The 19,498-nt window shown below is 70.9% G+C and carries 17 protein-coding genes, 1 other RNA gene and 2 pseudogenes; 13 read left to right on the top strand and 7 right to left on the bottom strand.

All coding sequences use genetic code 11. The features are described from left to right. Positions 1 to 20 precede the first annotated feature (20 nt). Both QNO07_RS10640 and QNO07_RS10635 read left to right on the top strand, forming a co-directional pair. On the top strand, positions 21 to 635 hold the full coding sequence (locus QNO07_RS10640) for a LuxR C-terminal-related transcriptional regulator (RefSeq protein ID WP_283991507.1): 615 nt from the start codon (positions 21 to 23) through the stop codon (positions 633 to 635). Between the two features lie 344 nt (positions 636 to 979). After that, complete coding sequence (locus QNO07_RS10635; protein ID WP_283991533.1) at positions 980 to 1,660, top strand: hypothetical protein; 681 nt, start codon at positions 980 to 982, stop codon at positions 1,658 to 1,660. 153 nt (positions 1,661 to 1,813) lie between these two features. Here the strand turns inward: QNO07_RS10635 and QNO07_RS10630 are convergent, their stop codons facing one another. Further along, positions 1,814 to 2,011 (bottom strand): hypothetical protein, encoded by a 198-nt coding sequence (locus QNO07_RS10630; RefSeq protein WP_283991505.1) that lies wholly within the window; start codon positions 2,009 to 2,011, stop codon positions 1,814 to 1,816. A 263-nt stretch (positions 2,012 to 2,274) separates the two neighbouring features. Between QNO07_RS10630 and ftsE the strand changes: the two genes are divergently transcribed. From ftsE to ssrA, 5 genes are all read left to right on the top strand, one after another. Beyond that, complete coding sequence (gene ftsE, locus QNO07_RS10625; protein WP_283991504.1) at positions 2,275 to 2,964, top strand: cell division ATP-binding protein FtsE; 690 nt, start codon at positions 2,275 to 2,277, stop codon at positions 2,962 to 2,964. A 9-nt stretch (positions 2,965 to 2,973) separates the two neighbouring features. Beyond that, positions 2,974 to 3,885, top strand: coding sequence for a permease-like cell division protein FtsX (gene ftsX / locus QNO07_RS10620; RefSeq protein ID WP_283991503.1), 912 nt, complete (start codon positions 2,974 to 2,976; stop codon positions 3,883 to 3,885). Between the two features lie 78 nt (positions 3,886 to 3,963). Then, positions 3,964 to 5,109, top strand: coding sequence for a S41 family peptidase (locus QNO07_RS10615; RefSeq protein ID WP_283991502.1), 1,146 nt, complete (start codon positions 3,964 to 3,966; stop codon positions 5,107 to 5,109). A gap of 17 nt (positions 5,110 to 5,126) precedes the next feature. After that, positions 5,127 to 5,606: an SsrA-binding protein SmpB gene (gene smpB / locus QNO07_RS10610; RefSeq protein WP_283991500.1), complete on the top strand. Its 480-nt coding sequence runs from the start codon at positions 5,127 to 5,129 to the stop codon at positions 5,604 to 5,606. 163 nt (positions 5,607 to 5,769) lie between these two features. Beyond that, positions 5,770 to 6,142, top strand: a transfer-messenger RNA (tmRNA) gene (ssrA, locus tag QNO07_RS10605). An 82-nt stretch (positions 6,143 to 6,224) separates the two neighbouring features. Here the strand turns inward: ssrA and QNO07_RS10600 are convergent. Next, on the bottom strand, positions 6,225 to 6,536 hold the full coding sequence (locus QNO07_RS10600) for a 4a-hydroxytetrahydrobiopterin dehydratase (protein ID WP_283991499.1): 312 nt from the start codon (positions 6,534 to 6,536) through the stop codon (positions 6,225 to 6,227). Between the two features lie 308 nt (positions 6,537 to 6,844). Between QNO07_RS10600 and QNO07_RS10595 the strand changes: the two genes are divergently transcribed. Further along, positions 6,845 to 7,753: a glycoside hydrolase family 19 protein gene (locus tag QNO07_RS10595; RefSeq protein ID WP_502961812.1), complete on the top strand. Its 909-nt coding sequence runs from the start codon at positions 6,845 to 6,847 to the stop codon at positions 7,751 to 7,753. A 41-nt stretch (positions 7,754 to 7,794) separates the two neighbouring features. Here QNO07_RS10595 and QNO07_RS10590 read toward each other — a convergent pair whose 3' ends face one another. Then, positions 7,795 to 9,261 carry an MFS transporter gene (locus QNO07_RS10590; RefSeq protein ID WP_283991498.1) on the bottom strand — a complete coding sequence of 489 codons (1,467 nt, stop codon included), beginning with the start codon at positions 9,259 to 9,261 and terminating at the stop codon, positions 7,795 to 7,797. 85 nt (positions 9,262 to 9,346) lie between these two features. On the opposite strand from QNO07_RS10590, the gene QNO07_RS10585 reads away from it, so the two are divergent. Next, positions 9,347 to 10,306: a LysR family transcriptional regulator gene (locus QNO07_RS10585; RefSeq protein WP_283991497.1), complete on the top strand. Its 960-nt coding sequence runs from the start codon at positions 9,347 to 9,349 to the stop codon at positions 10,304 to 10,306. A gap of 345 nt (positions 10,307 to 10,651) precedes the next feature. On the opposite strand, the gene QNO07_RS10580 is transcribed toward QNO07_RS10585, so the two are convergent. After that, on the bottom strand, positions 10,652 to 11,608 hold the full coding sequence (locus QNO07_RS10580) for an LAETG motif-containing sortase-dependent surface protein (protein ID WP_283991495.1): 957 nt from the start codon (positions 11,606 to 11,608) through the stop codon (positions 10,652 to 10,654). A gap of 588 nt (positions 11,609 to 12,196) precedes the next feature. Here QNO07_RS10580 and QNO07_RS10575 point away from each other — a divergent pair. From QNO07_RS10575 to QNO07_RS10560, 4 genes and pseudogenes are all read left to right on the top strand, one after another. Further along, positions 12,197 to 12,544 (top strand): annotated as a pseudogene (locus QNO07_RS10575) (LysR family transcriptional regulator); the annotation flags it as partial. 277 nt (positions 12,545 to 12,821) lie between these two features. Then, entirely contained in the window at positions 12,822 to 13,406 is a 585-nt protein-coding gene (locus QNO07_RS10570; protein WP_283991494.1) for a hypothetical protein, read from the top strand. After that, positions 13,407 to 15,581, top strand: a pseudogene (locus QNO07_RS10565) (bifunctional polysaccharide deacetylase/glycosyltransferase family 2 protein); the annotation flags it as partial. A 569-nt stretch (positions 15,582 to 16,150) separates the two neighbouring features. Beyond that, positions 16,151 to 17,302, top strand: a complete 1,152-nt coding sequence (locus QNO07_RS10560; protein ID WP_283991493.1) for an acyltransferase family protein — start codon at positions 16,151 to 16,153, stop codon at positions 17,300 to 17,302. A gap of 46 nt (positions 17,303 to 17,348) precedes the next feature. On the opposite strand, the gene QNO07_RS10555 is transcribed toward QNO07_RS10560, so the two are convergent. From QNO07_RS10555 to QNO07_RS10545, 3 genes are all read right to left on the bottom strand, one after another. Further along, positions 17,349 to 17,621 carry a hypothetical protein gene (locus tag QNO07_RS10555; protein ID WP_283991492.1) on the bottom strand — a complete coding sequence of 91 codons (273 nt, stop codon included), beginning with the start codon at positions 17,619 to 17,621 and terminating at the stop codon, positions 17,349 to 17,351. A gap of 233 nt (positions 17,622 to 17,854) precedes the next feature. Next, positions 17,855 to 18,253, bottom strand: coding sequence for a hypothetical protein (locus QNO07_RS10550; RefSeq protein WP_283991491.1), 399 nt, complete (start codon positions 18,251 to 18,253; stop codon positions 17,855 to 17,857). Positions 18,254 to 18,375: 122 nt separating this feature from the next. Further along, positions 18,376 to 19,494, bottom strand: coding sequence for a helix-turn-helix domain-containing protein (locus tag QNO07_RS10545; protein ID WP_283991490.1), 1,119 nt, complete (start codon positions 19,492 to 19,494; stop codon positions 18,376 to 18,378). Between the last annotated feature and the right edge of the window lie 4 nt (positions 19,495 to 19,498).

Below are 19,498 nucleotides of genomic sequence, written 5' to 3'. Positions count from 1 at the left end.
CCGTGGCGGAGGGAGAGCGTGTGACCAGAGTGCTGGTGGCCGGCGACGAGCGGATGGTTCGGGAGCTGATGGTGGCGGCCCTCGACCGCGAGCCGGACCTGCGAGTGGTCGCCGAGGTGGCCACCGGGGCCGAGGTCGCCCCGGTGGCCTGCCGGGTGGGGCCCGACGTGGCGGTGCTCAGCGCCTCGCTGCGGGACCTCGACGGCGTGGACGCGGTGACGGCGCTGCGGCGTTCGGTGCCGGGGTGCCGCTCACTGGTGCTCGCCGCGCGGCCCTCGCCGGGCCTGGTGCGCAGCGCGCTGGCCGCCGGCGCCTCGGGGCTGGTCCACACGGACCTGTCACTGGCCGAACTGCTGGGCGCGGTCCGCGGGGTGGCCGCGGGGCGGCTGGTGGTCGCCCCCGAACTGCTCGGCGCCGCAGCGGAGGTGGGACGCAGTCCGCTCAGCGCCCGGGAGACCGACGTGCTGCGCCGGGTCGCGGAGGGGCGCCATCCGACGGACATCGCGCGGGAGTTGAGCCTGACCGTCGGCACGGTCCGCAACCACCTCAGTGCGGTGCTGCGCAAGCTCGACGCCCGGACCCAGATCGAGGCGCTGGCCATCGCGCGGGACCGCGACTGGCTCCGACCGGGCTGACGGGACTGTCGGAACTCTCGGGGCTGTCGGGCGGGACGAGTGGCCCCGGGAGCCGACGACGCGTCAGGTCATGCGTGTGCTCGATCACACCTGACGGAAAGGTTGGGTAAGTGACCGTCCACTGCGGACATTTCGACTGACCCGGCTTGACGCTGTTGTGAAAAGTGGGAAGGGTGTTGGCTCGGCAGACGTGTGCAGGGACATGTGCGTTGCGGGGGCGAACGGACGGCCCGGTCACCGAGGTGGCATCGGGCTCCGTGGCCGGCCTCCCGATGATCCGCGTCCGGTACAGCTGCTCCATCAACCATGACTACTGGGGGTAGTTGGTAGTGACCAATTCCAAGATGCGGGTGCGCATCGCGCGGATCGCAGCCGGTGCGGTGTTCGCCGCCGGCGTTTCGCTGACCGCGGCGGGCGTGGCGCAGGCCGTCGACCTCGGCGTGGACGCCAAGATCGACATCGCCGCGGACGACGACCCGGACAACCCCGGCGACCCGGAGCCGGACCCGGACGACCCGACCGACCCGGACCCCGTGGACCCGGACCCGACCGACCCCGACCCGACGGACCCGGACCCCGTGGACCCGGACCCGACCGACCCCGACCCGGGTCAGACCACCGGCGGTAACGGCGGCGGCAACGCCGGCGGTTCCACCGGCGGCAACGCGGGTGGTGGCGACAGCGGCGGCGGTTCCACGGGCGGTTCCACGGGCGGCTCGACCGGTGGCTCCACCTCCGGTGGCAGCACAGGTGGCGAGGGCGGCTCCACCGGCGGCCTGAACCCGGACACCACCGGCGGCACCGGCGAGACCGGCACCACGCCGGACGGTGCCGGCAAGGAGCAGATCAGCACGCCGGAGCAGCCGGCCGCGGCGGGCAACGCTCCGAAGGAGCAGCTGGCCGAGACCGGTGCTGCGGAGACCACCTTCCTGCTGCTCGGTGCGGCGACGATGATCGCCGGCGGCGTCGGCTTCCGCATGCTGCCGCGCCTGGTGAACCGGGACGGTGGCGCCGCCGCGGCCTGACCCGGCAGCTCCCGGCGTACGCTCGGTCGCCTCCCGGACCCCGGGAGGCGCTGACGCGGGCGTCGGCGGCCACGCAGAAGTGAGGGTCCGGACACTCTGAGTGTCCGGACCCTCACTCGTGCTGTGTGGTCGGTTCGGGGCGGGCGCGCAGGCTCAGAAAGCGGCGGCCTCGCGGGCCAGCAGGGCCACGGCCAGCAGCGTCAGCAGCAGTGCCAGCAGGGCCGCGGGCGGGAGGCCCGCCAGGGGGCTCTGCTCGCGGTGCTGACGGGCGCGCTCGGCGCGGCACACCGAGCAGCGGGCCTCGCTCACCGGGCCCGCGCAGTTGGCGCACACCAGTCGATCGCATGTCATGCGAACTCCTCCTCCTCTGCGCCAACGCCACGGTGGGGTGAAACGTTCCCCAATGGTCCGTGTCTCCACTGTGCCAGCATTCGCCGCAGAACGCAGAGGGGCGGGAAAGGAGGTGTTTTTGCGGGGGAATGTCCTGTGGGGATCACACCAAAAGACGGATGCCGTCTGCGGGCCCTCCCCGGCTTCGCGTAGGGTCGCTCCACCGACGGCCAGCCGTTCCGCGGTTGCCGATGCCCCTACCCAGGTCGACATGGTGTGAATCAGTGATTCGGTTCGACAACGTCTCCAAGAGCTATCCCAAGCAGACCGGCCCCGCGCTCCGCGACGTCTCGCTGGAGATCGAGCGCGGCGAGTTCGTCTTCCTGGTGGGCTCCTCCGGCTCCGGCAAGTCCACGTTCCTGCGCCTGGTGCTGCGGGAGGAGCGGGCCTCGCACGGCCAGGTGCACGTGCTCGGCAAGGACCTCAACCGCCTGTCCAACTGGAAGGTGCCGCAGATGCGGCGCCAGCTGGGCACGGTCTTCCAGGACTTCCGCCTGCTGCCCAGCAAGACCGTCGGGGAGAACGTCGCGTTCGCCCTGGAGGTCATCGGCAAGTCGCGGGGCCAGATCCGCAAGACGGTCCCCGAGGTGCTCGACCTGGTCGGCCTCGGCGGCAAGGAGGACCGGATGCCGGGCGAGTTGTCCGGTGGTGAGCAGCAGCGGGTGGCGATCGCGCGCGCGTTCGTCAACCGGCCGCTGCTGCTGATCGCCGACGAGCCGACCGGCAACCTGGACCCCCAGACGTCCGTCGGCATCATGAAACTGCTCGACCGCATCAACCGGACCGGGACGACGGTCGTGATGGCGACGCACGACCAGCAGATCGTCGACCAGATGCGCAAGCGAGTGATCGAACTCGAAAAGGGCCGTCTTGTGCGCGACCAGTCGCGCGGTGTCTACGGCTACCAGCACTGAAAGGACGCCATGCGCGCCCAGTTCGTTCTGTCGGAGATCGGCGTCGGTCTCCGCCGCAATCTCACGATGACCTTCGCGGTGATCGTCTCGGTGGCGATCTCGCTGGCGCTGCTCGGTGGTGCGCTCCTCGCCCGGGAGCAGGTCAACTCGATGAAGGGCTTCTGGTACGACAAGGTCCAGGTCTCCATCTACCTCTGCAACAAGAACGACGCGGAGACCGACCCGCAGTGCGCCAAGGGCGCGGTGACCGGTCAGCAGAAGCGCGAGATCAAGGCGGACCTGGAGAAGCTCAAGGTCGTCGACACCGTCTTCTACGAGTCCAGCGACGACGCGTACAAGCACTACAAGGAGCAGTTCAAGGACTCGCCGCTGGCGTCCTCGCTGACTCCGGACCAGATGCAGGAGTCCTACCGGGTCAAGCTCAAGGACCCGACCAAGTACGACGTGATCCAGACGGCGTTCGGCGGCCGGGCCGGCATCCAGGAGGTGCAGGACCAGCGAAGTCTGCTGGAGAACCTGTTCAACCTGCTCAACGGCATGAACCTGGCCGCCCTGTTCATCATGGCGCTGATGCTGGTCGTTGCGCTGCTGCTGATCGTGAACACCGTCCGGGTGTCCGCGTTCAGCCGTCGCCGCGAGACCGGGATCATGCGCCTGGTCGGCTCGTCCAGCTTCTACATCCAGATGCCGTTCATCCTGGAGGCCGCCATCGCGGGGCTGCTGGGCGCGGGCATGGCCTGCCTGCTGCTGTTCAGCGGCAAGTACTTCCTGGTGGACAACTGGCTGGCGGACCGCATCCCGTTGATCCAGTTCATCGGCTGGGACTCGGTCGTCAAGGTGCTGCCACTGATCCTGGCCGTGGGTGTGCTGATGCCTGCCGTTGCCGCCTTCATCGCGTTGCGCAAGTACCTGAAGGTGTGAAGAAGGTGTGACGAACGACGCGGGCGCCCCCGGGCCAAGCTGCCCTACGGCGCTCTGCTCTGTCCTAGACTCCGCAACATGTCGGGTCCGTGGATGTTCGTCCAACCTCACCGCTTCCGCCGTGGGGCGGCCCTGACGTTGGTGTTCGCCGGTGTCCTGGTCACCGGCTTCGCCTCCGGTTCCTGGACCGGCGGTGCCGCGCAGGCCGGTCAGGGCCCCGAGGGCTCGCCGATAAGCCCCAGAGTCGTCGAGGAGCAGCACCCGGCGGACGCGCACCGGCTGGTCAGCCGCAGCGGCGACCGCTGGTCAGCCGCCTACACGGCCCGCGAGTACGAGGGCCTCCAGCAGGAGCTGGAGGGCAGCTACGTCGGTGTGGGCATCGCGGTCCGCGCCGGCCGTGACGGCCGGGTGGAGGTCGCCCGGGTCACCGGCGGCAGCCCCGCCGAGCGGGCCGGGGTGCGGCCAGGGGACCGGGTGCACACGGTGGACGGCGAGGACGTGACGGGTCTGCCCGTCACCGAGGTGGTGGCCCGGCTGCGCGGCGCGGAGCCGCAGGACGCCGCGCCCGCGGCGGGCGAGACGGTCGTGGTCGGCCTCGGCCGGGACGGCCGCCGCTGGGACGAGCCCCTGGAACGGGCGGTGCTGGAGACCGAGTCGGTCACCGTGCGCAAGCTCGGCCAGGACGTGGTCCGGCTGCGGGTGGAGTCCTTCACCAAGGGCTCGGGCGCGCGCGTCCGGGAGGCACTGGACGAACTCCCCGAGCGCGGCGGTGTGCTGCTGGACCTGCGCGGCAACTCCGGCGGCCTGCTGCACGAGGCAGCCGCGGTGGCCTCGGCCTTCCTCGACGGCGGCCTGGTGGCCACCTACGACGACGGCGGCGAGCAGCACGCCCTGTACGCGGAGGCGGGCGGCAGCCAGGACGTGCCGCTGGTGGTCCTGGTGGACGGCGGCACGATGAGCGCCGCGGAACTGCTGGCCGGCGCCTTCCAGGACCGGGGCCGGGCCGTGGTGGTCGGGTCGCGCACCTTCGGCAAGGGCTCGGTGCAGATGCCGATGGAGCAGCCGGACGGCTCGGTCGCGGAGCTCACCGTCGGGCACTACGCGACGCCTGCGGGCCGGGAGCTGGAGGGGCAGGGGCTGACGCCGGACGTCGAGGTCCGCGCCGGTCAGCGCGTCGAGGACAAGGCCCGGACGGTATTGGGTGGCCTCGCACGCCGCGGGTGAGGAACAATGGCACGGCTATGGCTAAAGAGACAGGTCGCAAACTCATCGCGCAGCACAAGAAGGCGCGGCACGACTACCTGATCCTGGACACCTGGGAATGCGGGCTGGTCCTGACCGGTACCGAGGTGAAGTCGCTGCGCCAGGGGCGGGCGTCCCTGGTCGACGGCTTCGGCCAGGTCGACGGCGGTGAGGTGTGGCTGCACAACGTGCACATCCCCGAGTACAGCCAGGGCACCTGGACGAACCACAGTGCGCGCCGCAAGCGCAAGCTGCTGATGCACCGGATGGAGATCGACAGGCTCGTCGGCAAGCTCCAGGAGAGCGGCCTGACGCTGGTGCCGCTGCAGCTGTACTTCAAGGACGGCAAGGCCAAGGTGGAGATCGCGCTGGCCCGGGGCAAGCGCGAGTACGACAAGCGGCACACGCTCCGCGAGAAGCAGGACCGCCGGGAGACCGAGCGGGCCGTATCCGCCGTCCGCCGCCGCCAGAAGGCCTGAGCCCGGGGCCCGTGCCGGGCTGACCAGCGGGCCCTACCAGCTGGGCCGGCGGCTCGCGCGCCGGGAATGCGCTGGCCGTTCCCGGGGTTGTTCCCGTACGATGGACGCAGTGCCACCGGGGCGCACCGCAAGGTGGGTCCGGGTGTGCTTGTCAACACAACATGGGGATGATCGGTTTCGACAGCGGATGTCGGAGCAGGGGAAGCGAGCCGAGGAACGCGGCAATGATCTCGTTAACCATCTGCCGCAAAAAAAATAATCGCCAACACCAAGCGCGATTCCTTCGCCCTCGCTGCCTAAGTAGCGACTTGCGAAGTGTCAGCCCGGGTGCGTTCCCGACCCGGTTCCTGGCATCAGCTAGGGAACTCACCGCGTAGGCCCGGTCACGGGGTCTGCCGGGACATCAAACAGTGACTGAGCCCGTCGGCAGCTTGTCTGCGTGACTGCCGGGGCTGAGAAAAGCGAAGCAGACTGCGCTCGGAGAAGCCCTCCTTCTTCACCGTTGGACGCGGGTTCGATTCCCGCCATCTCCACTCATCCCATGTGGGCCTCCGCCCCGCGAGTTCTCTCGCGGGGCGGAGGCTTTTCTGTGCCCGGGCTGTTCCGCCTCCCGTTGCCTCAGTCCGTCGGTTCGGCGTGGTGGGTGGCGGCCAGGGCGCTGATGCGTGCGGCCAGGGCGGTGTCCTTCTCGGTGATCGCGCCACCGGCACTGTGAGTCGTGAGGGCGAGGTCGACCGTGCCGTACAGCACGGTGATCCTGGCGTGGTGGTCGGCCTCGTCCTCGGCGGTGGCGACAGCGGCGTAGAAGGCGGGCACACGGGCCCGGTCGGCACGGTAGGAGGCGGTCAGTTCGCCCTCCTTCACCGTCCAGCCGGGCAGTCGGCCCAGGGCCGCTTCGAGGTCGGCTTCGGTGAGCGGGGTCGGGGGCACGGTGTTCTCCTTCGGTTGCTCCCAGGCGGTCGCGTACGGTCGCTTCCCACTTGCTCATGTCGGCCTGCCCGGCGTCCAGTTCCACCGCGGGGCGCGTCGCCTGTTTCTGCCCGCTGCCACCGGTGAGCGCCGTTGGCGGGCAGCGGGCGGGCGTCGGGTGTGCCCGCTCGGGGGTGCGGAAACGTTCAGGCTCTCGAATCGCTGTCAGTATTGGTCTATACCTTGACTGGTTCAGACCAGACCCTTTGACTGTCCTCCAACAACCCCCCACGCCTGCGGCGACGCCGCATGGAGGTACCAGTCACGTGCTGAAACAACGGATCATCGCGTTCTTCGCCGCGTCCGCCCTGCTCGGCGGCCTCGCCGCCGTCATGCCGGCGGCCACGGCCACGGCAGCCGCCGCACCGGCCTGCGCCCCCTCCTGGAGTGCGTCCACCGTCTACTGGGGTGGTGACACCGCCTCGCTGAACGGGACCAACTGGCGTGCCAAGTGGTGGACGCAGAACGAGCGTCCGGCCGCGGGGGTCGCCGTCTGGGAGAGCCAGGGCGCCTGCGGCGGCAGCGGCCCCGGTGACCCGGGCAACCCCGGGAATCCGAGCGGATTCGTGGTGAGTGAGGCGCAGTTCAACCAGATGTTCCCGAACCGGAACCCCTTCTACACGTACCAGGGCCTGACCTCGGCGCTGAGTGCCTACCCGGGCTTCGCCAAGACCGGTGACGACACCACCAAGCGCCGCGAGGCCGCCGCCTTCCTGGCCAACATCAGCCACGAGACCGGCGGTCTGGTGCACATCGTGGAGCAGGACACCAGCAACTACCCGCACTACTGCGACTCCTCGCAGCCCTACGGCTGCCCGGCCGGCCAGGCCGCGTACTACGGCCGCGGCCCGATCCAGCTCAGCTGGAACTTCAACTACAAGGCGGCCGGTGACGCGCTCGGCATCGACCTGCTCAACAACCCCTGGCTGGTGCAGAACGACCCGGCGGTCGCGATGAAGACGGCGCTCTGGTACTGGAACACCCAGTCCGGTCCCGGCACCATGACCGCGCATCACGCGATGGTCAACGGGCACGGTTTCGGCCAGACCATCCGCAGCATCAACGGCGCGCTGGAGTGCGACGGCAAGCAGCCCGCCAAGGTGCAGAGCCGCATCACCAAGTACCAGCAGTTCACCCAGATCCTGGGCACCACCCCGGGTGGCAACCTGAGCTGCTGACCACATCCGCCCCGCCGCGCACTCGCGGCAGCGGCGGTGGTCTAGACGGAGGGCGCGGCCGAACGGCCGCGCCCTCCGCGCGTGTTGCGGCGGGTGAACCCGGCGGTGGCGAGCGCCGCCCCGAGCAGAGCGGCGGCCACCGGGGCGGCGTAGCCGCCTGCGCCGGGCAGCTTCTCGGCGGCCCAGCCGCCGACCGCCGCCCCGGCCGAGATGCCGGCCAGCAGCGCGGTCACGGCCAGCGTCATGCCCTCGTTGAGCCGGGCGGGCGGGGTGTGCCGCTGGATCAGCGTCATGCCCGTCACCATCGTGGGCGCGGTCGCCATGCCGGCCAGCAGCAGTGCGGGGGCGAGCAGCAGCAGGCTGCCGCCGCCCGCGGCCCACGCGGGCAGCAGCATCAGCGCGGCCATCGCCGCCACACACCGCACGAACCGGCGCTGCGGCGGGCCGGACAGCCGCAGCAGGCCGAAGCCCAGTCCGGCCGCGCAGGACCCGGCGGCCTGGAGCGCGAGCAGGACTCCGGCGGCGCCCTTCGCGCCGAGCCCGTCGGCGAAGGCGATGGTGGCGACCTCCATGGAGCCGAACACCGCGCCGATGCAGACGAAGGTCAGCAGCAGGATGGGCATGCCGGGCAGGCGTGCGGGGGACCGGCCGCTGCTCGCCTCCCGGGGCGCGACCGGGGGTTCGGTCCGGCGCTGCGCGGCGAACAGCAGCGTGCCGCACAGCAGCAGCACGCTTGCGGCGAGCGTGCCGGCGGTGGGGAAGAGGCCGACGCACAGGAACGCGGCCAGTACCGGTCCGGCCATGAAGCACAGCTCGTCCAGGGCCTGTTCGAAGGAGTTGGCGGTGTGCCGGGCAGCGGCGGCTGCCGGGTCGCCGCCCCGGTGCAGGTGCGCCCAGCGGGCGCGGGCCATGCCGCCGGTGTTGGGTGCGGTCGCCGCCGCCGCGGAGCAGGCGAACAGGGTCCAGGTGGGTGCGCCGGTGCTGACGCACAGCACCAGCAGCAGCTGGGCGAGGACGGCGAGGAGCACGGCGGGAACCGCCACTCGGGCCTGCCCGTGCCGGTCGACGAGCCGGGCCGTCAGCGGTGCCAGCAGCGCGGTGGCCGCCAGGCCGGACGCGGAGACCGCTCCGGCGAGGGCGTAGGAGCCCCGGGTCTGGGAGATCATCAGCACCGCCGACACCCCGAACATGCCCATCGGCAACCGGGCCAGCAGCGCTCCGGCGCTGAAGGCGCGGGTGCCCGGGGTGGCGAACAGCGTGACGTAGGGCGCACACCAGGCCGGGCGGCGTGGTCGCCTCTTCCGCCGGGGCGCGAACGCGCGGCGGTCGGGGCTGCGGTGGCCCTGGTAGCCGTGCTGGTCGGGGCGGTAAGGGCGGTCGGGCTGGTCGGCGTGGCGGAGGTCCACCGCGACGAGGGTGGAGCCGCTGACCGCGAGCAGGGCGGAGGGCGTGCGGGAACCGGAGGAGGGCGGGAGGTGCAGGGGTGTCGGGGAGGTGGAATGCGGCATGGCTTCACCCTCAGGGCGGCCACCGGCAGCCGTCCAACACCTGATGAACGGATATTCACATCGCAGGCGTGTCAGTATGGGACCGATGCCACAGGACCCCGACCCGCGACTGCTGCGTGCGTTCACCACCGTCGCGGAGGAACTGCACTTCACGCGGGCCGCCGCCCGCCTCCACACCGCGCAGCAGGCGCTCAGCCGGGACATCCGGCGGCTGGAGCAGCTGTGGTCGACGCCGCTGTTCGCGCGGACCACACGACAGGTCTCGCTGACCGCCGACGGGGAGCGGCTGCTGCCGCACGCCCGCCGGGTGCTGTCCGCCTACGGTGATCTCGGTACGGCCGTCCACGGCGCGGGGTTGCCCCTGGTGGTGGACGTCTCGGCGCCGGTCGCCACCGGGCAGCTCGTCCTGGACGCCGCCCGGGAGGCGTCGCCCGACGCGGAGTTCGTCGCCCGCTTCCGCAGCGGCCTGACCGGTGCCGCCGCCGAGATCGCCGCGGGTCGCATCGATGTGTCGTTCGGCCGGGTGGCCGGTCTCGACCCGGCGGTGCTGGCGCTGCTGGAGCATCGGCTGGTGCGTTTCGAGCGGGTGGCGGTGCTGCTGCCCGCCGGCCACGGGCTGGCGCCGTTGGTCGAGGTGCCGCTGCACGCGTTGGCGGGCGAGACGTTGTACGCGGGGGCGGGTAACGCGGACACGGCGGAGTGGACGGACTACGCCAGGCTGTTGTTCGCGGGTCGGGGTATCGAGGTGGCGGACCCGTATCCGCGGATCGACGGCGGGGAGGAGTTCGCGCGGGCGGTGGCCCGGCGCGGCTGGTCGGTTCTGGCCAGCGAGGTGTTCATGGACCTGCCGGGCATGGTGCTGCGACCGCTGGTGGACCCGGTGCCGCTGTCGCCGATCTCGCTGGTGTGGCGACGTGGTCTGCGTCACCCCGGGCTGGACGCGCTGCTCGGCGCGGCCCGCTCGCTGGCGGCACGCCATCACTGGCTGGAGCGCCCGCCGGGAGCCTGGCTGCCGGACACCGACCGCCGAGTACTCACCGGGTGATGGCCGAAGGTGCCCGCTGACGTGCCGTAACCCGTGACGCACCGCTCTTGGCCGGTCCGAGGCGAGTGGCTTCCGTCCTCGTGTGTGAGGTGGGAGGCGCGCCTGCCTTGTGGCGGAAGCGGGTTCAACCGGCTGGTTGGCACTGGCAGGCCGTGACGGGCCGGTGCCGACATCAGTGACAGAAGGCGATGTCCACCGAGCGTCTTCCGGTCGAGGTCGTCCTGGCCCCGGGACCTGCCCGTGGCCGGACGATCGTCGACCGCCGCCCCTGCCCGAGGCGGCCGAGCCGCACGACGGCCCGGGGCTGAGGGAACCGCGGGCCGTCGTGGGGTGTTCCGTGCGGAGTTACGCGATGCGCTTCGCCGCGCGGCGGCGGGTCGCGATCACGAGGGCCGCGCCGCCCGCGAGGAGCGCCGCCGCACCGATGACGATCGGGCCCGTGTTGCCGTCGGCGCCGGTCTCGGCGAGGTTGCCGCCACCGTTCGGCTTGGGGGCCGGAGGCGAGGTCGACTCTGAGGTGGACGGGGTCGGGGTGGACGTGTCCGTCGCCGGCGGGGAAGACGGCTCCGCCGGCTCGGACGGGGTCGCCGGCGGGGTCTGCTCGGCCGGCTCCGTCGGGGTCGCGGGCGGCGGGGTCGCGGGCGGTGCGGAGACGGGCGGCGTGGAGGCGGGCGGCTCCTCCGCCGGCGGCGTCGTGCAGTCCTTCGTGCCGCCGTTCCACGCCGCGATCAGCTTGTCCTTGATGACCGGGCGGTCCGGGCCCTTGGGCAGCTCGCCGTGCTCGAAGCCGTCCTTCGCGTCGAGCCGGCCGTCGAACTTCACCGCGCCCCGGTAGAGGTCGATCTGCCCGTAGCAGCCCTTGTCGGGGATGGCGATCTTGAGCGAGTCGGTGCCGCCCGGCTTGACCGTCACCGTGTCGAAGTCGACGAACACCTGCTCGCCGGAGGTCGCGAAGGTCGGGCCGTGGGCGAGGTAGGACGCGAGGGAGGCCGTGCAGGTCGCTGCGTCACCGGCGGTGCGGACCTTGATGCGGACCTTGCCGTCGTCGGTCGGCTTCAGGTTCTGGTCGTCGAGCTTGACCGAGTCGTGGAAGTTCGTGCCGTCGAGTGAGAACTGGCAGCGATCGGTCCCGGTCTCCGTGCCCGGGCCCGCCCCGGGCTTGTAGCTGCCGCCGGACGACCAGCCGTCGCCACCGGGTGTGCTGGTGGCGAACGCGGTCGTGGCGGAGGCGGCGCAGAGGGCGAGGGCCGCGGCGCCCGTCCCCAGCAGGCGTCGCGCGGTGACACGTCTCGTTATGGACATGCGGATCCCATTTCTTGGCGTGTGCCGGAACCCGGTGACGGCATGCGGGCAGCGCTCGGCTGCCGGGCCGTACCAAGGGTGAGTGGTCTGAAAAGCACTGGACTCATTGGTCACATGCGCCTCAGTGCGCCCCATCGTGGCCGCGCCGCAGCAGGCTGTCAACCTGCGGGCATGGAGAGGAAGTTGGCCAACCATCACACTTTCATCACAGCGGGAATGGATCACTCCGATCAACCGGATGGCCCGTTTTTCCGGCATTCTGGACAGGTTCCCTGCCGTCGCCGTATGCCCTGCAACGGGGACCACGTGACCGGTCGCTCCACCCTCGACTGTCGTCCCGGGATCGACCGGTGGCGCCAGGCCCGTCGTCTGCCAGGCCTGTCCCCGCAGCTTCGCCGACGCCGACGGCCTCGGCGACCCGTGCGGCATCACCCGCCGCCTCACCCACCTCGCCGCCCTGGGCGTGGACGCGCTGTGGCGCCTGGGAACGGGTGCCCGACGGCCAGCGGCACCTGCACCTGTTCGCCGCCGAGATCGCCGCGGGTCGCATCGATGTCTCGTGGCCGGGTGGCCGGTCTCGACCCGGTGGAGTGGACGGACTACGCCGGGCTGTTGTTCGCGGGTCGGGGTATCGAGGTGGCGGACCCGTATCCGCGGATCGACGGCGGGGAGGAGTTCGCGCGGGCGGTGGCCCGGCGCGGCTGGTCGGTTCTGGCCAGCGAGGTGTTCATGGACCTGCCGGGCATGGTGCTGCGACCGCTGGTGGACCCGGTGCCGCTGTCGCCGATCTCGCTGGTGTGGCGACGTGGTCTGCGTCACCCCGGGCTGGACGCGCTGCTCGGCGCGGCCCGCTAGCTGGCGGCGCGGCACCACTGGCTGGAGCGCCCGCCGGGAGCCTGGCTGGCGGACGCCGACCGCCGGGTACGCACCGGGTGATCATGAGTGAACGCCTTCTGACGTGCTGCGACCTGCGGAGCACGCCCCTCCGGTGATTCCGCTTCCGGCTCCGACGACCCGCGGAAGTGCCGTGTGGCGCGCCTGCCGAAGCGGCGGAAAGTGACGAGACGGGCGGGGCGGCGATAACGGGCTCAAACGTTTGACACCTCCCGATACCAAAGTGTCATCTGATTTAATCAGCGCCCTGTACAACCCTGGCTGCCACTACCTTGTCTGGCTCTCAGGACAACTGTGAGCCCGGGGGCGAGTGCAAGACGTGAACAACACCACCCAAGAGGTCCGCGGCAACGCGGATGAGCCAGTATTCGTCGACGAAAGCGGCAGGCGGCGGCGGACACTGCGCAGACTCGGCTGGGTCCTCGGACTCGCCTGCGCCTGCTACGCCGTGGTGCTCGTGGTGAGCCTCGCAGGGGGCAACGCCGCCGCGCCCTGGCTGCCGATAACCGGGCAGGCGGACCAGGGCACCGAGAAGGTCACCGTGGAGGGCGAACCGGAGGCCGACGAGGAGGCCGAGAAGGTCGAGGAAGAGACCGTGGACGCCACTCCTGTGGCCAACCCCGGGGAGATTCCGGTTTCGCCCGGCACGAGTGCCGGCGTCCCGGCCGCACCGGCCGCCAACAACGGCGTGACCATCCCGCAGCCCACGGCGTCCCAGGGAGTCACCACACCCCAGCCGAGCGCGACCCCCAGCGCCTCTGCGACCAAGACCCAGCCTCCCGGCTCCGCAAGCGGCGGGGGCGGCGGCGCCGAACCGCCCAAGACGCAGGAACCACCGGTCGACGTGCCCGGTCCCACCGAGCCGCCTGTCGGCGAGGAGACCGCAGCCGGTGGTGGCGAGTAGATGACCTCACACTCCCGCAAGCGGCGCCGTCGCAGGCTGCCGCTGCGGTACCTCGTCCCTGCCCTGCTGCTGCTCGCCGTCATCACCATGCTGCTGCTGCGCGGCTACGTGAACAGCGAGTTCCTCGCCGACCACCGGATCAACGAACCGGCCGGCAACCACAAGGTCCCTGCCGAGATCCTCGAGGGCGGGCCGATCATCGACGTCCGCGGCGAGCAGCCGGCCACCCACCGGGTGCCGGACAACACCATGGTGCTCACCTTCGACGACGGCCCCGACCCGAAGTGGACGCCGAAGGTGCTCGACGCCCTCGCCCGCCACGACGCGCGCGCGGTCTTCTTCATCACCGGCACCATGGCGTCCAAGCACCCCGACCTGGTCCGCCGGATGGCCGACGAGGGCCACGAGATCGGCCTGCACACCTTCAACCACCCCGACCTCTCACTCCAGTCCAAGGCCCGCATCGACTGGGAGCTGGCGCAGAACCAGCTCGCGCTGGCCGGCTCGGTCGGGGTGCGCAGCTCGCTGTTCCGACCGCCGTACTCCTCGCACTCGTACGCGCTGGACAACAACTCGTGGCCGGTGACGGAGTACATCGGCAAGCGCGGCTACATCACCGCGCTGAACGACACCGACACCAAGGACTGGTCGCGTCCGGGCGTCGACGAGATCATCCGCCGGGCGATGCCGGAGAACGACGGCGACGGCGCCGTGGTGCTGATGCACGACTCGGGCGGCGACCGGTCCCAGACCGTCGCGGCGCTCAACCGGATGCTGCCGGAGCTGAAGAGCAAGGGCTACCGGTTCACCAACCTCACCGAGGCACTGGACGCGCCCAGCGCGCACACCCCGGTCACCGGATTCGAGCTGTGGAAGGGCAAGGCGTTCGTCGGCGCGGTCGGCGTCTCCGAGCGGGCCATGGGCGTGCTCACCGTCGCGCTCGCCATCGTCGGCTCGCTGGTCTTCGCCCGGTTCGGTCTGATGCTGATCCTTTCGTGGGTGCACGCCCGCCGGGTACGGCGCCCCGACTTCCGCTGGGGTGAGCCGGTCACCGAGCCGGTCACCGTCCTGGTGCCGGCCTACAACGAGGCCAAGTGCATCACCCACACCGTGCGTTCGCTGATGGACAGCGACCACCCGGTGGAGATCCTCGTCATCGACGACGGCTCCAGCGACGGCACCGCCGAGATCGTCGAGGCCCTGGGCCTGCCCGGGGTGCGGGTGCTGCGGCAGCAGAACGCGGGCAAGCCAGCCGCGCTCAACAACGGCATCCGCAACGCCTCGCACGACATCATCGTGATGATGGACGGCGACACCGTCTTCGAGCCGTCCACCGTGCGCGAACTGGTCCAGCCCTTCGGTGACGCCCGGGTGGGGGCCGTGGCGGGCAACGCCAAGGTCGGCAACCGCGACAAGCTGATCGGCGCTTGGCAGCACATCGAGTACGTGATGGGCTTCAACCTGGACCGCCGCCTGTACGACGTGCTGCGCTGCATGCCGACGATCCCCGGCGCGGTCGGCGCGTTCCGCCGCGAGGCGCTGGACCGGGTCGGCGGCATGAGCGAGGACACGCTCGCCGAGGACACCGACATCACCATGGCGCTGCACCGCGACGGCTGGGACGTCGTCTACGCGGAGAACGCCCGCGCCTGGACCGAGGCGCCCGAGTCGGTGCAGCAGCTGTGGTCGCAGCGGTACCGCTGGAGCTACGGCACCATGCAGGCGATCTGGAAGCACCGCCGGGCGGTGATCGAGAGCGGCCCGTCGGGCCGGTTCGGCCGGGTCGGACTGCCGCTGGTGTCGGCGTTCATGGTCGTCGCGCCGCTGCTGGCGCCGCTCATCGACGTGTTCCTGCTGTACGGCATCATCTTCGGCCCGACCGGCAAGACCGTCGCCGCCTGGGGCGCGGTGCTCGGCATCCAACTGATCTGCGCGGCCTACGCGTTCCGCCTGGACCGGGAACGCATGACGCACCTCATCTCGCTGCCGCTCCAGCAGATCCTGTACCGGCAGCTGATGTACGTGGTGCTGCTCCAGTCGTGGATCACCGCGCTGACCGGTGGTCGGCTGCGGTGGCAGAAGCTGCGCCGCACCGGCAACGTCGAGGCCGCCCCCGGCACGTCCGGCCCGTCCGGCGCCGGTGGCGCCCCCGCCCCCGCCGCCCGCCCGGTCGCGGCGGCGACGGGCGCGCGGCCCGCCGCGCCGCCCGTCGCGCAGCCCACCGCGGACGACGGCACCCGGCCGCTGCCGCAGGCGCGGCGCGACACCCCGTCGCGCGCCTTCCCCTACGAGGACGGAAGCCCCTACGTGGACGGCAGCCCTTACGTGGACGGCAGCCCTTACGTGGACGACAGTCCCTACCAGGACGGCAGCCGTCACGAGGACGACACCACCGCGCCGCACACCGCGCCCACACCCCAGGGCGGCGCGCGCTACGCGCTCGACGACCTGTACGCCCGCGACGAGCGATACGGGCGCGGCATCCCCCGCCCCGACCCCGGCCCGGACCACCTGGCCCAGCCCGTCCGCGCCCCCGGCCACCTGGCCGACCACGGCACCGGCCAGGACGGCCGCCCCTACCCGGGTGGCTTCCCGGACGACGGCTTTCCCCGCGGTGACGCCCGCCCGTACGGCGGCCACCCCGGCGGCGGCTTCCCGGACGGTGACGGCTTCCCCGGCGGCGGCTTCCGGGACGGCGGATACCCGGACGGCGGCTACCCCAACGGCGACAAGAGGCCCGTCGTATGACCACCAGCACTCCCGCCCGTCCCGGGGCGGAGGCGGCGCGCCCGCCTGTCGTCCGGGACCGCTACCTCGACCTGCTGCGGGCCCTCGCCCTGGTACGCGTGGTCGTCTACCACACGTTCGGCTGGGCCTGGCTGACGTTCCTCTTCCCGTCCATGGGCGTGATGTTCGCGCTGGCCGGCTCGCTGATGGCACGTTCGCTGCAACGCCCGGCGCTCGGCGTCATCCGCAGCCGCGTCCGGCGGCTGCTGCTGCCGCTGTGGCTGTACGGCGTGCTGGTGCTCAGCATCCTCTTCGCCCAGGGCTGGGGCCCGGCGAAGGGCGAGGAGACGTGGTTCTGGCTGCGCATCGTCTGCTGGGTCGTGCCCGTCGGCAGCCCGCCGTTCCCGTGGCACATCGGCAGCGAGGACGGCTTCCTCACCGACACCTGGGCGGTGCAGGCCGCCGCCCCGCTGTGGTACCTGCGCGCCTACTTCTGGTTCGTGCTGCTGTCGCCGCTGCTGCTGAAGGCGTTCCGCCGCATGCCGTGGACGACGCTGCTGGCGCCGCTGGGCCTCACGGCGATCGTCGGCACCGGCCTGGTCACCATTCCCGGCCAGACCGGCAGCGCGGTCACCGACTTCGCCACCTTCGGCGCCTGCTGGGTGCTGGGCTTCGCCCACCAGGACGGGCTGCTGAAGAAGATCCCCGGCTATCTCGCACCCTCGGTGGCACCGTTCCTGATGGTCTTCGGGCTGTGGTGGGCGACGGCACATCCAGGGCCGGACGGCCTGGACCTGAACGACATCCCGCTGGCACAGGCTTTCTGGTCGTTCGGCTTCTGCCTGATCCTGCTCAGCTTCAGCCCGAGCTGGGAGCGGCTGCCGGGCCGGCTGGCTCGCTGGGAGAAACCCGTCACGCTCGCCAACAACCGGGCGGTGACGCTCTACCTGTGGCACGAGATCGCGCTGATCGCGACCATCCCGCTGCTCGACCCGCTGTGGAAGATCCCCGGCGTGTGGCCCGACCACGCGGACCTGCTCACCAGCATGTACCCGCCGCTGATGTTCATCCTGGTGTGGCCGCTCACCGCGCTGTTCATCCTGCTCGTCGGCTGGGCCGAGGACGTGGCGGCCAAACGCCGCCCCCGCCTCTGGCCCACCACCCGCTGAGCCGCTGAGCCGCAGGGCGCCCGGACCACGCGGTCCGGGCGCCCGGTCAGTTGAGGAGGTAGAGCGACACCACCGCGCTGACCGACCACGCCACGAGAACTCCGACCAGCAGCCCGCCGATCCACTCCCGCCGCCTGACGGCCGGGACCGCGTACGCGGCGAAGACCAGCACGCCGAGCAGTGCCGAAGGCCAGTGCCGGAACGGGAGCACGACGGTGCCCCACCCGGCGTCCCGCACGTCGCGCACCCACGGGTAGGCCGCGATCAGCGCCATGCACACCAGCCACGCCCCCAGGGCGACGCGACGTCCGGTGGACATCGTCCCGTCCTCACGGACAGGTCCGGCCTCTGACTGCGACACGGCGCTCCTCCTTCTGACGTGGCGGGTTCTGCTGGGGGCGTGCTACCAATAACGGCGCGGCTTGGCGTGTTCGCCGTACTGGCTTGGTGCTCGTAACACCGTGACCCGAGGCGTCCTCGCGGCCTCAAGGGGTTCACCTGGTATCCAGCCGATCGTGAGGGTGATGAAGCCCTATTCGGGGGCTGCCCGTTTCAACAGCCGTTGCTCACCCGGGTGACAAGGCCAGTCGTTCCGTGTGAGTACTTCTTGCTTCCCACCTTGTTCGCGGGCACGAGTAGGCACTCGATGTGGTATTCGTCTGCGCTTGCCATCCGCACCTCCACGTAGAAGTTCCGCAGACACGGATTGTTGTAGTGCACAGTGGTAGTGGTTATTCCCTTCTTCCAGCGCAGGGTGGCCTGGCCAGCGACCGGTGTGGGCCCGCAGAGGATAGTCAGGCTTCTGGAAGAACTGGACTCGATAGGGGCTACCGTCTCCGCAGTCTGCTCAGAACCGGCATTCGGGGTAGCGCCGGCCACGCCGGCGTTCAAGGACATCGCTATGGCGGCGGCTGCGACCACGGGGAAGACGCGCGGGATCGTACGAGGCATACGTTTGATCTCCCAAAGTCGACGGCTTGTGGGAGCAAGGCTTCCAGGAGTTGTGACGCGCGTCTTCGACCACCGGTGCACGGCCAGTTGATTGTCCGTGCCAGCGGTCAGGAACGAACCGTTCACTCTGCGCGGCGGGAAGCCGAATCCTCGAGCCGACCGGAACCCGGTGGTGGGCATGGCCATGCGGAGTCGGTGGCGGCACCGGAGACAGGGGGCGAGCCTTCGGGGCGTGTTGGGGGTGTGCTGCGGGGCGTTGGTGAGTCGGCTGGAGCGATGTTGCGGTGCTCGGAAGGGGACACGGCAAATGTGTTGCGGAAGGATCGGGTGAATACGGCTTGATGCCGAAAGCCCCAGCGAGCGGCGATTTCATGGACCGGCACCGCTGCTAGCGCTGGGTCGGACAGGTCACGATGCGCTCCTGCGAGTCGCTGTCGGCGGATGCTCTGCGCTACCGGCTCCTGCTCGCCCTCGAACAGTCGATGCAGGTAGCGGACCGAGATGTGGTGGGCACCTGCCACCAGAGCGGGGCACAACTCGGGGTCTGCCAGGTTCTCCTGTATGAATGCCCGAATCCGTAACCGCAGTACCCGGCTGCGGGTCTCCGGCGGCTGCGTGTTCTCCGTGTCGGATGCCCGAGCGAGAAAGGCGGTGAGAAGGTCGAGAAGGATCAACTCAAGTCGTGGGGCGTCGGCCGCTTGGTAGCCGGAGTTCCGACAGAGTTGGGTCAGGCAGAGCGCAAGCAGTGCCCCTACGCCTTCACGGCCGGAGAGGCGCTGGCCGACTGCGCGGTCCACCTGGCGGGGAGCGAGCGGGATGGCAGTTCGTGGTACCTCCACCCCGACCGACTGCACGAGTGCGCCCTCGGCGGCGGGTCCGGTCCGCACCCGCGCGGGTGCGGAGGACACCGTGGTGAGCAGGTCGTCACTGCCGTAACGGGTCCCGGACTTCCCCCAGGCGGCCTCCGCGCCGCCGCTCACTATGAGGAAGACATGGCACGTCTCGGGGTCCGTCTGCCTGACCAGGCTCGCAGAACGGTCGAAGGTCAGAGCGTGATAGCTCGCCGGCCACACGGAGAGCGCGCCCAGCTCCAGCACCCGTAGCTCCGCGCGGAAATCCTGGTGATGGGGGCTGTGCACTTCCATTGGAGACAGCGAACCCGCCATGTACTCCCGCCACCGCTCGAACCGTTCCGCAGCCGGCACCTCGGCCGTGTTGAAATAGAGCTTCTCCGTCAGCACAGTT

This window comes from Streptomyces sp. 549 (genome assembly GCF_030124175.1).
Classification (GTDB): Bacteria; Actinomycetota; Actinomycetes; order Streptomycetales; family Streptomycetaceae; genus Streptomyces.
Note: the sequence above shows the minus strand (reverse complement) of the source record. Positions and strands in the feature narration are given on the sequence as shown.